Source organism: Pseudomonas sp. 44 R 15, assembly GCF_900004965.1.
Taxonomy (GTDB): domain Bacteria; phylum Pseudomonadota; class Gammaproteobacteria; order Pseudomonadales; family Pseudomonadaceae; genus Aquipseudomonas; species Aquipseudomonas orientalis_A.
Genome location: NZ_CVTU01000010.1, coordinates 1 through 13,651 on the forward strand (window position 1 = coordinate 1; position 13,651 = coordinate 13,651).

Sequence of the window (13,651 nt, forward strand, 5' to 3'; positions counted from 1 at the left end):
CGCAGCGACCGCTCCGGCCCAGGCTCCAGCGCCTGCGGCACCGGCTGCGCCTGCCATTTCGCCGCCCACCACCCCCGCGTTGATCGCCGGTGACGGGCGCGTACAGATCACCTTCGTCGCTGACTGCTGGACGCAAGTCAGCGACGGTAATGGCAAAGTGCTGTTTAGCGGTCTGAAGCGTAAGGGAGATACTCTTGACCAGGGCGGCAAGCCTCCTTTGACGCTGCGTCTGGGCTATGCCCGTGGCGCGCAAGTGGCCTACAACGGCCAGCCTGTGGACGTAGCGCCGTTCACCAGTGGCGAGACCGCTCGCCTCAAGTTGGGACAATAGTCATGCACGGCGAATCTCCAATCAAACGTCGCGTATCGCGCAAGATCTGGGTCGGCTCGGTGCCGGTGGGCGGCGATGCCCCCATCGCGGTGCAGAGCATGACCAACAGCGACACCAATGACGTGGCTGCCACCGTCGCCCAGATCAATCGTCTGGAAGCGGCCGGCGTGGACATCGTGCGCGTGTCCGTACCGGATATGGACGCTGCCGAAGCCTTCGGCCGTATCAAGCAATTGGTCAAGGTGCCGCTGGTTGCCGACATCCACTTCGACTACAAGATCGCGTTGCGCGTAGCCGAACTGGGTGTGGACTGCCTGCGGATCAACCCAGGCAACATCGGTCGTGAAGACCGTGTGCGCGCCGTGGTCGATGCGGCCCGTGATCGCGGTATTCCCATCCGCATCGGGGTCAACGCCGGATCGCTGGAAAAAGACCTGCAAAAGAAATACGGCGAGCCTACCCCGGCGGCGCTGGTGGAGTCGGCATTGCGCCACGTTGAGCACCTGGAACGCTTGAATTTCCAGGACTTCAAGGTCAGCGTAAAGGCTTCCGACGTGTTCATGGCCGTAGAAGCCTACCGCTTGCTGGCCAAGGAAATCGTACAGCCGCTGCACCTGGGCATCACTGAAGCGGGCGGTTTACGCTCAGGCACAGTGAAATCTGCGGTGGGTCTCGGTATGCTGCTCGCCGAAGGGATTGGCGATACTATCCGCATCTCCCTGGCGGCAGACCCCGTAGAGGAAGTGAAGGTCGGCTACGACATTCTCAAATCCCTGCGTTTGCGTTCCCGTGGCATCAACTTCATTGCCTGCCCGAGCTGCTCGCGGCAGAATTTCGACGTGGTGAAAACCATGAACGACCTGGAGTTGCGTCTCGAAGACCTGCTGGTGCCGCTGGATGTCGCGGTGATCGGTTGCGTAGTCAACGGACCGGGCGAGGCCAAGGAGGCACACGTGGGCTTGACCGGCGGTACACCGAACCTGATTTACATCGACGGCAAACCGTCGCAGAAATTGACGAATGACAATCTGGTGGATGAGCTGGAAAAGCTGATCCGCGAGAAAGCGGCCGAGAAGGTCGCCGCTGACGCAGCGCTGATCGCTCGCGGCTGATTGAACGAATTTAAGGATTTGATGTGAGCAAGTCTCTGCAAGCCATTCGTGGCATGAACGACATCCTGCCGGAGCAGACGCCACTGTGGCGCTATTTCGAGAGCACGGTCGCGCGTCTGCTGGATAACTACGGTTACAAGCAGATCCGTATGCCGATCGTCGAGTTCACCGAGCTGTTCAAGCGCTCCATCGGTGAAGTGACCGACATCGTCGAAAAAGAGATGTACACCTTTGAAGACCGTAACGGCGACTCCCTGACCCTGCGTCCGGAAGGCACCGCGGCCTGCGTTCGCGCTGTGCTGGAGCATGGCATCACCGGTGGCGGTCAGACCCAGAAGCTGTGGTACATCGGCCCGATGTTTCGCCACGAGCGTCCGCAGAAAGGTCGCTATCGCCAGTTTCACCAGATCGGTTGCGAAGTCTTCAATCTGGACGGTCCGGACATCGATGCCGAGCTGATCGTCCTCACCTGGCGCCTGTGGGGCCAGTTGGGCATCCGCGACGCGGTCAAGCTCGAACTCAACAGCCTGGGCACCAGTGAGTCCCGCGGACGCTATCGCGAAGCCCTGGTCGAGTACCTGTCTGCCCACCTGGACAAGCTGGACGAAGATAGCCAGCGCCGCCTGAAGACCAACCCGTTGCGCGTGCTTGATACCAAGAACGCCCATACCCAGGCCGTACTGGTCGATGCGCCGAAAATGGCCGACTACCTGGACGACGAATCGCGCATGCACTTCGAGGGCCTCAAGGCTCGCCTGGATGCGGCGGGTATTCCCTATGTGATCAACCCCAAGCTGGTGCGCGGCCTCGATTACTACAGCAAGACCGTGTTCGAGTGGGTCACCGACAAACTCGGCGCCCAGGGCACGGTGTGTGCCGGTGGTCGTTACGACGGCCTGGTCGAGCAAATGGGTGGCAAGCCGACCACGGGCGTAGGTTTCGCCATGGGCATCGAGCGGCTGATCCTGTTGCTCGAGACCCTTGAGCAAGTGCCACAAGAGATTTCCCGGCAGGTGGACGTGTACCTTTGCGCTTTTGGCGAGGCCGCCGAACTGGCTGCCCTGACCTTGAGCGAACTGGTGCGTGACCAACTGCCGAACCTGCGTCTGCAAATCAATGCCGGCGCCGGCAGCTTCAAGAGCCAGTTCAAGAAGGCTGACAAGAGCGGCGCGTTGTATGCGCTGATCCTCGGCGATGACGAGTTGGCCCAGCAAGTGGTAGGTTTCAAACCCCTGCGTGGCCAGGGCGAACAACAGAACATTGCCTTTGATGCGCTCGCTGCGCACCTGGCCACCTGCGTCGTGCAGGGTTGAAGCTGTCGAACAGCCGAATTTAGCGATTAAGGAGTATTGGGGTGTCGAGTACTGATGATGAGCAACTGGCCGACTTCAAGGACTGGTGGCAGCGTAACGGCAAGCCCCTGGTAACTGGCGGTCTGCTGGCTTTAGTGGTGGTGTTCGGCTGGCAAGCCTGGACCAAGTATCAGGCCAACCAGTCCCAGGGCGCCTCGATCGTTTACCAGCAATTGCTGGAAACTACCCTGACGCCGGACGGCAAGCCGGACCCTGCACGAGTGGCAGACCTGGCCGGCAAGCTGAAGAACGAATTTGGCGGTACGACCTACGCCCAGTACGGTAGCCTGTTCGTCGCGAAAGTCGCGGTCGACACCGGCAAGCTGGATGAGGCAGCCACTGAGCTCAAGGCCATCGCCGACAAACCGACCAACCCGACCCTGGGTGAAATCGCACGTCAACGCCTGGCACAGGTATTGGCGGCACAGAACAAGGCTGACGAAGCACTCAAACTGCTCGACGGCGATGCTGACAAGGCATTTGTAGCCACTCGCGAAGAGCTCAAGGGCGACCTGTTGGTCCAATTGGGTCGTACCGACGAAGCCAATGCTGCGTACCAAAAAGCCAAGGCGGCGCTGTCTGATGAAGCGGCGGTCGGTGGCTTACAAATCAAGCTGGACGACTTGGCCAAAGGGGATGCGTGACGTGATCCGTTGGAAACATGCAGCATTGCTGGCTCTGGCCGTTCTGGCCGCGGGTTGCAGCAGCAACAGTAAAAAAGAACTGCCGCCTGCGGAGCTGACCAGCTTCAAGGAAGAAGTGGTCCTGCAAAAGCAGTGGAGCCGCTCCATCGGTGACGGTCAGGGCGAAACCTACAACATGCTGGTACCGGCAATCGACGGTGACAACATTGTGGCCGCTGATGTAACCGGCATCGTGACCTCCCTGGATCGCATGACCGGCGACGTGAAGTGGAAGAAAGACCTTGAACTGCCTGTCTCCGGCGCCGTTGGCTTGGGTTACGGCATGGTCATGCTCGGCACGCTCAAAGGCGAAGTCGTGGCGCTGGACTCCAGCACCGGTGAAGAGAAATGGCGCGCCCGCGTGACCAGTGAAGTGCTCGCACCGCCTGCCACCAACGGCGATATCGTCGTGGTGCAGACCCAGGATGATCGCGTGATCGGTCTGGACGCCAGCACCGGCGAACAGCGCTGGTTGTACGACAGCACCCCGGCGGTGTTGACCCTGCGCGGTACCAGTGGTCCGATTGTGACCAACAATCTGGCCGTTGCCGGGCTGTCCACCGGTAAAGTGGTGGCCCTGAATACCCAGAACGGCGTGCCGGCCTGGGAAACCCGTGTGGCTATCCCGCAAGGTCGTTCCGAGTTGGATCGCGTCGTGGACATCGACGGTGGCTTGTTGCTGTCCGGCGAGACCCTCTACGTCGCTACTTACCAGGGCCGTGTCGCGGCACTGGACCTGCAGAGCGGCCGGGTCAACTGGCAGCGTGATGCGTCCAGCTACGCCGGTGTCGCCCAAGGGTTTGGCAGCGTCTACGTAAGCCTGGCGTCCGGCACCGTTGAAAGTGTCGACGAGCGTTCCACCACTGCGCTGTGGAGCAACGACTCCCTGGCTCGCCGCCAACTGTCGGCGCCGGAAGTCTTCTCCAGCTACGTAGCGGTCGGTGACTTCGAAGGCTACCTGCACCTGCTGAGCCAGGTGGACGGTCGCTTCGTGGGTCGCGAGCGTATCGACAGCGACGGCCTGCGTGCGCGTCCGCTGGTGGTGGGTAACATGCTGTATGTGTATGGCAACAGCGGCAAGCTGGAAGCCCTGACCATCAAGTAAGAATCATGCTTGGGGTAACCCCCAGGCGGCCTTGCCTCAATGCTGTTTGTAGGAGCGAGCTTGCTCGCGAAGGACGTCAACGCTAACGCGGGTTTTCTGGATAAACGCGGCGTCCTCTGGTTTTTCGCGAGCAAGCTCGCTCCTGCAGTATTCAGTGTCGAGCAGGGCATGTGGCATTCAAATGCCGCCCCGAGCACCAGCCGCTGCCCTGCAGCGGCTTTTGTATTTTCTGAAATAACGAAGTGGAGAGCCGCATGGTTCCCGTAATCGCCCTGGTGGGCCGACCTAACGTCGGCAAGTCCACCTTGTTCAACCGCCTGACCAGGACTCGCGACGCCATCGTCGGCGACTTGTCCGGTCTGACCCGTGATCGCCAATACGGTGAGGCAAAGTGGCAAGGGCGCTCCTACATTATTGTCGACACCGGTGGTATCTCCGGTGACGAACATGGCATGGACGAAAAAATGGCCGAGCAGTCGCTGCTGGCCATTGAAGAAGCCGATGTCGTGTTGTTCCTGGTGGACGCCCGCGCGGGCTACACCGCTGCCGACCAGATGATTGGCGAGCACCTGCGCAAGCGCAACAAGCGCTCCTATCTGGTTGCGAACAAGATCGATAACATCGATCCTGAAGCGGCCCGCGCCGAATTCAGCCCGATGGGCCTGGGCGACGCGATCCCGGTTGCCGGCGCCCACGGTCGCGGCATCACGCAGATGCTCGAAATTGCCCTCAGCACCTTTCCCAAGGATGACGATGAGGAAGAAGAGGGTGAGGAGGAGATCGTCGCCGAAGGCGAGGAAGCCAAGCGCATTCCTGGCCCGAGCGAAAAAGACGGTATCAAGATCGCCATCATCGGCCGCCCTAACGTCGGCAAGTCGACCCTGGTCAACCGCATGCTCGGTGAAGACCGGGTAATCGTCTATGACGAACCCGGCACCACCCGCGACAGCATCTACATCCCGTTCGAGCGCAACGAAGAAAAGTACACGCTGATCGACACCGCCGGTGTGCGCAAGCGTGGCAAGATCCACGAAGAAGTTGAAAAATTCTCCGTGGTCAAAACCCTGCAAGCGATCAAAGACGCCAACGTGGTGATCTTTGTGATGGACGCCCGCGAAGGCGTGGTGGACCACGACCTGAACCTGCTGGGCTTTGCCCTGGAAGCCGGTCGCGCCCTGGTGATCGCGATCAACAAGTGGGACGGCATGACGCCGAGCGAGCGCGATTTCGTCAAGATCGAGCTGCAGCGTCGCCTGTTCTTCGTTGAGTTTGCCGATATCCACTTTATCTCGGCGCTGCACGGCACCGGCGTGGGCAACCTCTACGCCTCGGTACAGAACTCGTTCAAGTCTGCGGTCACGCGCTGGCCGACCAACCGCCTTACCCAGATCCTGGAAGACGCGGTGGGCGAGCACGCGCCGCCGATGGTCAACAACCGCCGCATCAAACTGCGTTACGCCCACCTGGGTGGTGCCAACCCGCCGATTATCGTGATTCACGGTAACCAGATCGAGAAGGTGCCCAAGTCCTATGTGCGTTACCTGGAAAACACCTACCGCCGTGTCTTGAAGCTGGTCGGCACGCCGATCCGTATCGAGTTCAAGGGTGGCGAGAACCCATACGAAGGCAACAAGAACACATTGACCGACCGTCAGGTGAACAAGAAGCGTCGTTTGATGACTCACCACAAGAAGGCCGACAAGAAGCGCCGCGACAAGAAATAACCGCAGCTTCACGTTGTAAGCTGCAAGCTGCAAGAGAGGGCGCCGTTGGCGCCCTTTTTTGTGCGCGGCGGTTTGCCCCTTGACCCGCTTGCAGCTTGCAGCTTAAAACTTGCAGCTCACCCGAAGGGGGCTCCCATGATCACCAGCAAGCTGCCGAACGTCGGCACGACCATTTTCACCAGCATGTCGCAGTTGGCGGCCGACACCGGCGCAATCAACCTGTCCCAGGGTTTTCCCGACTTCAACGGGCCTCAGGATTTGCTCGACGCCGTGGGTCGGCACGTCGCCAGTGGCCATAACCAATACGCACCGATGAGCGGCTTGCCCGTGCTGCGTCAGCAGGTGGCGGCGAAGATTGCCCGCAGCTACGCTGTCAGCGTTGATGCCGACCGTGAAGTCACCATCACGCCCGGCGCCACCCAAGGCATTTTCTGCGCGATCCAGGCGGTCATCCGCAACGGCGACGAAGTGATCATCTTCGACCCTTGCTACGACAGCTACGCACCCTCGGTAGAGCTGGCCGGCGGGCGCTGCGTGCATCTGCAGTTGGGCTTGCAGGATTTCAGCCTGGATCTGGAGCGTATCAAGGCCGCGCTGTCGCCGCGCACGCGCATGATTGTGCTCAATACCCCGCACAACCCCAGTGGCGCGCTGGTCAGCCGTGAGGAACTGGACCAGTTGGCCGAGCTGATTCGCGGCCGTGATATCTATCTGCTCAGCGATGAAGTGTACGAACACCTGGTGTTCGACGATGTGCCCCACGTCAGCGTGCTGGCCCATGAGGAGCTGTACTCGCGTGCGTTTGTGGTCAGCTCGTTCGGCAAGACGTATCACGTCACGGGCTGGAAGACCGGCTATGTGGTGGCACCGCCGGCCCTCACTGCCGAGCTGCGCAAAGTGCATCAATACGTCAGCTTCTGTGGTGTGACGCCGTTGCAGTACGCGCTGGCCGATTTCATGGCTGAGCACCCGGAGCACGTGGATGCGCTGCCGGCGTTCTATCAAGCCAAGCGCGATCTGTTCTGCCAGTTGCTGGCGCCGTCGCGGTTCAGCTTCAGCCCATCGGCGGGGACTTACTTTCAATTGGTGGATTATTCCCGGATCCGCCCGGACCTGGATGATGTCGCCATGTCCGAATGGATGACGCGCGAACTCGGCGTGGCGTCGATTCCGATCTCGGTGTTTTACCGCGACCCACCCCAAGGCCAGCGCCTGGTGCGCCTGTGCTTTGCTAAACGCGAGGAGACGCTGCAACAAGCGGCGGAAAAACTATGCGTGATTTGAGTGCCTTGCCGAATCTGAACATTGCCCTGATCCAGACCACCCTGGCCTGGCACGACCGCCAGGCCAATCTTGAGCATTTCGAGCTGCTGCTGGAGCAGGCCAACGGCGCCGACCTGATGGTATTGCCGGAGATGTTCACCACGGGTTTCTCCATGGAATCGGCCGCCCTGGCCGAGCGGGAAAACGGCCCGACTCAGCGCTGGCTTCAAACCCAGGCGGCGAAATACAACGCCGTGATCACCGGCAGCGTGATTATCCAGGCGGCCGACGGCAGCCACCGTAACCGCCTGCTCTGGGCGCGCCCCGACGGTGAAGTGTTGCATTACGATAAACGCCACCTGTTCCGCATGGCCGGCGAACACGACCACTACACGCCCGGCGAGCGCCAGGTGCAGTTCGAGTTGAAGGGCTGGCGTATCCGTCCGCTGATTTGCTACGACCTGCGCTTCCCGGTGTGGAGTCGCGATGCCCAGGACACCGACTTGCTGCTGTACACCGCCAACTGGCCGGGCGCGCGGCGCCAGCACTGGAACCGCTTGTTGCCGGCGCGGGCCATCGAGAATTTGTGTTATGTGGCGGCGGTTAATCGAGTCGGCACGGACGGCAAGGGCTTTGCCTACACCGGCGATAGCCAGGTGCTGGATTTCCAGGGTGAGACATTGCTGAGCGCGGGGGAGGCGGATGGGGTATTCCAGGTGATTCTGGATGCAGCGGAGTTGGCGGCGTATCGCACCAAATTCCCGGCGAATCTGGATGCCGATAGTTTTCAGTTTGTCTGACAGGCCGCTATCGGGGGCAAGCCCCCTCCCACATTTGAAGGTATTCACAAGTCAAAAAGTGGGAGGGGGCTTGCCCCCGATGAGGCCATCACCAGCACCACCCTAACCCAAAGCAAAAAGGCCCCTGGATTCTTACCCAGGGGCCTTTTGCATGGCGCCGATAACGCTTACGCCGCCTTCGCTTCCTGCTGGCTCAACGAGCGGTTCAGCGCACTGAACAGCGCCTTGAAGCTTGCCGTGGTGATGTTTTCATCAATCCCCACGCCATGCACCGGACGCTCGCCGTTCACGCGCAGTTCGATGTAGGCCGCCGCCTTGGCGTTGGTGCCCGCGCCAATCGCGTGTTCGTTGTAATCCATGATCTCCACACCGATCGGCAAGCCGGCCACCAGCGCTTCCAGCGCGCCGTTGCCTTTGCCTTTCCAGTGCAGGTTGGTTTCGCCCTGGCCCTTGCCGGAGACTTCCACTTCCACATAGCTGTTGCCGTTTTCTTCCTGCAGGCGGTGGCTGACCAGCGCATACGGAGTGTTGGCTTGCAGGTATTCACGCTGCAGCAACGCGTAGATCTGCGGTGCGGTCATCTCCAGGCCCACGCGGTCGGTCTCGGCCTGTACCACTTGGCTGAATTCGATCTGCATGCGGCGCGGCAAGCTGATGTCGTATTCCTGTTCCAGCAGGTAGGCGATGCCGCCCTTACCCGACTGGCTGTTCACCCGGATCACCGCTTCGTAGCTGCGACCGATGTCGGCCGGGTCGATCGGCAAGTACGGCACTTCCCACAGTGCATCGTCTTTCTGCTGGGAGAAGCCCTTGCGGATCGCGTCCTGGTGCGAGCCGGAGAACGCGGTGTGCACCAGGTCGCCGACATACGGATGACGCGGGTGCACCTGGATCTGGTTGCACTCTTCGACGACTTTGCGCACGCCGTCGATGTCGGAGAAGTCCAGCTGCGGGTCGAGGCCCTGGGTGTACATGTTCAGTGCCACGGTGACCAGGTCGACGTTACCGGTGCGTTCGCCGTTGCCGAACAGGCAGCCTTCGACACGGTCGGCGCCGGCCATCAGGCCCAGTTCGGTGGCGGCCACGCCGGTGCCACGGTCGTTGTGGGTGTGCAGGCTGATGATCACGCTGTCACGGCGGTTGATGTGGCGACCGAACCACTCGATCTGGTCGGCATAGATATTCGGCGTGGCACATTCCACGGTGGCCGGCAGGTTGAGGATCATCTTGTGCTCGGGCGTCGGGTTCCACACCTCGATCACTGCGTCACAGACTTCCTTGGCAAACTCCAGCTCCGTGGCGCTGAAGGTTTCAGGCGAATATTCGAAGGTCCACTGGGTCTCGGGTTGCTGCGCGGCGTATTTGACGAACAGCTTGGCGGCGTTGACCGCGATGGCCTTGATGCCGTCCTTGTCCTGGTTGAACACAATGCGGCGGAACGACGGCGACGTGGCATTGTACAAATGCACGATGGCCTTTTTGGCGCCGCGCAGGGATTCGAAGGTGCGCGCGATCAAGTCTTCACGGCCCTGGGTCAGCACCTGGATGGTGGTGTCCTCGGGGATGTGGTTGTCTTCGATCAGGGTGCGCACGAAATCAAAATCGGTTTGCGATGCGGCCGGGAAGGAGGCTTCGATTTCCTTCACACCCACGGCAACCAGAGTCTTCCAGAAGCGCAGCTTCTTCGCGGCGTCCATCGGCTCGATCAGCGACTGGTTGCCATCACGCAGGTCGGAGCTGCACCAGATCGGCGCGCTGGTGATGGTTTTCGACGGCCAGGTGCGGTCCGGGATATCGATGGTCGGGAACGCGCGGTACTTCGAAGACGGGTCTTTGAGCATGCTCATCGCAAAATCCTTTGTTGTAGGGCCGAGAAGAGGCGGCCTGCCGAATCACTATTATTGGGGACGACGCTTGGGCGAGACAGATCGATTCAGCCTGGCAGTCGTGCGCTGACGAGGCACAGACTGCGGTGCTGGCGGCGCTGAATGAGGGTGTGAGAGGTTTTCATAAGCTCAACCCTAACCGCCGGGGTGAAAGATGGCAAGCAGTCGAAAAAAATTGAGATAAGTTCTGCTATTTGCGTGTGAATAGCGATTTTATGGCTGGATAAACAACTATATCTAAATTTAATTGCGCGACCTTTATCGGGTGCGCAATCGAATGGTCAGGGTTGAAAAGCGCCGATGAAGATCGCCGGGTCGACCCGCGCATCGTTCAAGCTGACGTTCCAGTGCATATGCGGCCCGGTTGCCCGGCCGGTCGAGCCGACCTTGCCCACGACTGCGCCGCGCGCCAGTTGGTCACCGACGTTCACGTCAATCTTCGACATATGGCAGAACATGCTGATAAAGCCCTGGCCATGGTCGACGAACACGGTGTTGCCGTTGAAGAAGTAGTTACCGGTCAGGATCACCTTGCCAGCCGCCGGCGTCTTGATCGGTGTGCCCGCACCCACGGCAAAGTCCAGGCCCGAATGGGGATTGCGCTCCTCGCCATTGAAGAAACGTCTTACCCCGAACTTGCTCGACAGCGGCCCGTTGACCGGCTTGTCCAGCAGCAGGTTGCTCGGTGTGTTCGGGCTGAAACTGCGGTAGGCCTTGAGCTGCACGGCCAGTTCGCCCTCGATGCGCTTGAGTTGCGCCGGTTCCGGGTTGACCTGGCTCTTGTTCTTCAAGGTGATGCGTTGCTCGGGGTATTTCTTGAAGCCCACCACGAACGGCAGTTGGCGCCCGCCACTGGTGATGCGTTCGGTGCCCGGCTTGACCGTCAACGGGATACCCACAATCGCCAGCCAGGTGTTTTGTTCCTTCACCACCAGCACCGGTCTGTTCAGGTAGGTGGCCTTGGGTGCGGCCGCCGCCGTGCCCAGGTCCACGACAGCGACGCCACCGGGCACCGGCTTGTTCAGCAGGCGGGTGATGTAGCTGTCGGCGTGGGCATTGAAGGTCAGGCAAACGAGCATCAACAAGCTGAGAAAGCGTGGCATCGGTCAATCCAGGAGAGAAAGGGTAACGGGGGTCAGGTGGTTGTCTTCCACCCGCACCTGCAGTTGGCCTTCACCGAGGCGTGCGGTCAGGCGCTGGCCGGTGTGGGTTTGCGCGGCATTGCGAATCGCCTGGCCGCGCTCGTCGAGCAGGATGCTGTAGCCACGGCCCAGGGTGGCCAGCGGGCTGACCACGTGCAGCGTCTGCACCTGGCTTTGCAGTTGCAGGCGCCGCGCCTTGAGGCCTTCGCGCATGGCGCGGGGCAGACGCTCGGCGAGGCTGTCCAGGCGCTGGCGCAGCAAGGCCAGTTGACGCCCCGGATGTTGGCCGGCGAGGCGAGTTTCCAGGCGAATCAGGCGTTCGCGACGGGTATTGAGGCTGCGCTCGAACGCGCGGCGCAGACGCATGTCCAGGTCATCCAGGCGCTGGGCCTGCTGGCGCAGGCGTTCGCCAGGGTGTCGCAGGCGTCGGGCCATGCCCTCCAGGCGCAGGCGATCATGGCGCAGGCGGTTGTGCATCAACAGCACCAGGCGGCGCTGCAGGTTTTCGACCTGGCGCACCAGGTGACTGGCGTCCGGTGCCAGCAGTTCAGCGGCAGCGGAGGGGGTAGGGGCGCGCACGTCCGCCACGAAGTCGCTGATCGATACATCGGTTTCATGGCCGACCGCGCTGACGATGGGCGTGACGCAGGCGTCCACCGCCCGGGCCACGGCTTCTTCGTTGAAGCACCAGAGGTCTTCCAGCGAGCCGCCGCCACGGGCCAGGATCAGCGCGTCGAAGCCGCGTGCGTCGGCCAGCTTCAGCGCACGCACAATCTGTGCGATGGCTTCGCGGCCCTGTACGGCGGTCGGGATCAAGGTCAATTCAATGTTCGGCGCGCGGCGGCGGAAAACGCTGATGATGTCGCGAATCACCGCGCCGGTCGGCGAACTGATGATACCGATGCGCCGAGGATGCGCCGGCAAGGGCACCTTGCGCTCGGCACTGAACAGGCCTTCGGCGCTGAGCTTTTCCTTCAAGGCATCGAAGGCCAGTCGCAACGCGCCATCACCGGCAGGCTCCACGGTGTCGAGGATCAACTGGTAGTCGCCACGGCCCTCGAACAGCGAGACCTTGCCGCGCACCTTCACCGCCAGGCCGTCCTTCAACGCCTGGCGTACCCGCGCGGCGTTGTTGCGAAACAGCGCGCAACGCACCTGGGCGCCGCTGTCCTTGAGGGTGAAATACACGTGGCCCGAAGCCGGGCGGGCGAGGTTGGAGATCTCGCCTTCCACCCAGATATTGGTGAACACGTCTTCCAGCAACACCCGCGCGCGGCCGTTGAGCTGGCTGACAGTCAGGACTTCGCGGTCCAGGCCCAGTCGGGCAAAAGGATCTTTAATCATGGGCGGCAGTTTATAGGCATTCGTGCCAGGTTTGACAGAACTGCTCCACCCGCGTGCGTCTTCGTGCTGGCGCAATGCTCACGGATGACTAAAGTGTCGGCATTCTCTTTCAAGGAGTTACCCATGAGTGCGGTTGAGCTGATGAGCCAGTGGTCGTTCGGCGCAGTTGAGTGGCTGGTGATCGGTCTCGGTATTGTTGTGGCCTATATCGTTTTCGGTATTGCCGGCTTTGGGACGGCGCTGGTGGCAGGGCCTGTGCTTATTCTGTTCATGCCGCTGTCGAAGATCATTCCGCTGTTGGTGTTGCTGGATTTTGTCGCCGCCTTTGGTGGCCTGCTGCAGACACGTCGGGATGTCAGCAAGCCGGAATTGCTGCGGCTGCTGCCGTGCATGGCCATCGGTTGCACCTTGGGTGTGGTGTTTTTGCTCAATCTGCATTCGGATCTTTTGCTGTTGTTGATGGGGCTGTTTATCAGTGCCTATGCGGTCTACAGCCTGGCAGTGAAGGCGCGGCCCACGCAGTTGGCGGCGGGTTGGTCGATTCCCATGGGCACGGTCGGCGGCTTGTTTGGCGCGCTGTTCGGCAGTGGCGGCTTTTTATATGCAATCTACCTGAACAGCCGCCTGTCCAAGGAGGCGGCGCGGACCACGCAAAGTGCGTTGATCAGTTGCAGCACCGCGGTGCGCCTGAGCCTGTTTCTGATTGCCGGGGTGTATGCCGATTTGCCGCTGCTGCTGTTGGCACTGTGCCTGTTGCCGGCGATGGCGCTGGGCTTGTGGTGCGGGCGCAGGCTGACGATGCGCATGTCTCGCGAGGCGTTTGTGCGGTTGGTGACGTGGTTGGTGCTGGCCAGTGGGATTGCGTTGATTGGGCGGTATTTGAGTACTTGACCTGTGTGGGGCAGGGAT

Annotated in this window: 13 protein-coding genes; 10 read left to right on the plus strand and 3 right to left on the minus strand. The window is 61.1% G+C overall.

All coding sequences use genetic code 11. The features are described 5' to 3' along the window. From BFP93_RS00130 to BFP93_RS00170, 9 genes are all read left to right on the plus strand, one after another. On the plus strand, positions 1-331 hold a 331-nt coding region (locus BFP93_RS00130), incomplete at its 5' end, for a DUF4115 domain-containing protein (RefSeq protein ID WP_141687916.1). A 2-nt stretch (positions 332-333) separates the two neighbouring features. Then, the gene (gene ispG / locus BFP93_RS00135; RefSeq protein WP_003175952.1) at positions 334-1,443 is read left to right on the plus strand and encodes a flavodoxin-dependent (E)-4-hydroxy-3-methylbut-2-enyl-diphosphate synthase; all 1,110 of its coding nucleotides are present in this window, start codon (positions 334-336) and stop codon (positions 1,441-1,443) included. A gap of 23 nt (positions 1,444-1,466) precedes the next feature. Beyond that, entirely contained in the window at positions 1,467-2,756 is a 1,290-nt protein-coding gene (gene hisS, locus BFP93_RS00140) for a histidine--tRNA ligase (RefSeq protein WP_065891508.1), read from the plus strand. Between the two features lie 41 nt (positions 2,757-2,797). Further along, complete coding sequence (locus BFP93_RS00145; RefSeq protein WP_065887485.1) at positions 2,798-3,439, plus strand: YfgM family protein; 642 nt, start codon at positions 2,798-2,800, stop codon at positions 3,437-3,439. Beyond that, a complete protein-coding gene (gene bamB, locus BFP93_RS00150) occupies positions 3,432-4,583 on the plus strand; it encodes an outer membrane protein assembly factor BamB (RefSeq protein WP_065891509.1) in 1,152 nt (383 codons plus the stop codon). Before BFP93_RS00145 ends, bamB begins: the two co-directional genes overlap by 8 nt. Before the next feature lie 60 nt (positions 4,584-4,643). Continuing rightward, positions 4,644-4,850: a hypothetical protein gene (locus tag BFP93_RS29495; protein ID WP_158254504.1), complete on the plus strand. Its 207-nt coding sequence runs from the start codon at positions 4,644-4,646 to the stop codon at positions 4,848-4,850. Beyond that, on the plus strand, positions 4,838-6,307 hold the full coding sequence (der, locus tag BFP93_RS00160; RefSeq protein WP_057723953.1) for a ribosome biogenesis GTPase Der: 1,470 nt from the start codon (positions 4,838-4,840) through the stop codon (positions 6,305-6,307). The genes BFP93_RS29495 and der overlap by 13 nt, the downstream gene beginning before the upstream one ends. Before the next feature lie 135 nt (positions 6,308-6,442). Beyond that, on the plus strand, positions 6,443-7,591 hold the full coding sequence (locus BFP93_RS00165; RefSeq protein ID WP_065891511.1) for a pyridoxal phosphate-dependent aminotransferase: 1,149 nt from the start codon (positions 6,443-6,445) through the stop codon (positions 7,589-7,591). Further along, entirely contained in the window at positions 7,579-8,370 is a 792-nt protein-coding gene (locus BFP93_RS00170; protein WP_065891512.1) for an amidohydrolase, read from the plus strand. Before BFP93_RS00165 ends, BFP93_RS00170 begins: the two co-directional genes overlap by 13 nt. A gap of 167 nt (positions 8,371-8,537) precedes the next feature. On the opposite strand, the gene leuA is transcribed toward BFP93_RS00170, so the two are convergent. The 3 genes from leuA to xseA all read right to left on the minus strand — a co-directional run bounded on the left by leuA (position 8,538) and on the right by xseA (position 12,742). After that, positions 8,538-10,217: a 2-isopropylmalate synthase gene (gene leuA, locus BFP93_RS00175; protein ID WP_065891513.1), complete on the minus strand. Its 1,680-nt coding sequence runs from the start codon at positions 10,215-10,217 to the stop codon at positions 8,538-8,540. 320 nt (positions 10,218-10,537) lie between these two features. Beyond that, positions 10,538-11,359 (minus strand): M23 family metallopeptidase, encoded by an 822-nt coding sequence (locus tag BFP93_RS00180; RefSeq protein ID WP_065891514.1) that lies wholly within the window; start codon positions 11,357-11,359, stop codon positions 10,538-10,540. 3 nt (positions 11,360-11,362) lie between these two features. Then, positions 11,363-12,742, minus strand: a complete 1,380-nt coding sequence (gene xseA, locus BFP93_RS00185) for an exodeoxyribonuclease VII large subunit (RefSeq protein ID WP_065891542.1) — start codon at positions 12,740-12,742, stop codon at positions 11,363-11,365. Between the two features lie 123 nt (positions 12,743-12,865). Between xseA and BFP93_RS00190 the strand changes: the two genes are divergently transcribed. Beyond that, positions 12,866-13,633: a sulfite exporter TauE/SafE family protein gene (locus BFP93_RS00190; protein WP_065891515.1), complete on the plus strand. Its 768-nt coding sequence runs from the start codon at positions 12,866-12,868 to the stop codon at positions 13,631-13,633. Positions 13,634-13,651: the final 18 nt, after the last annotated feature.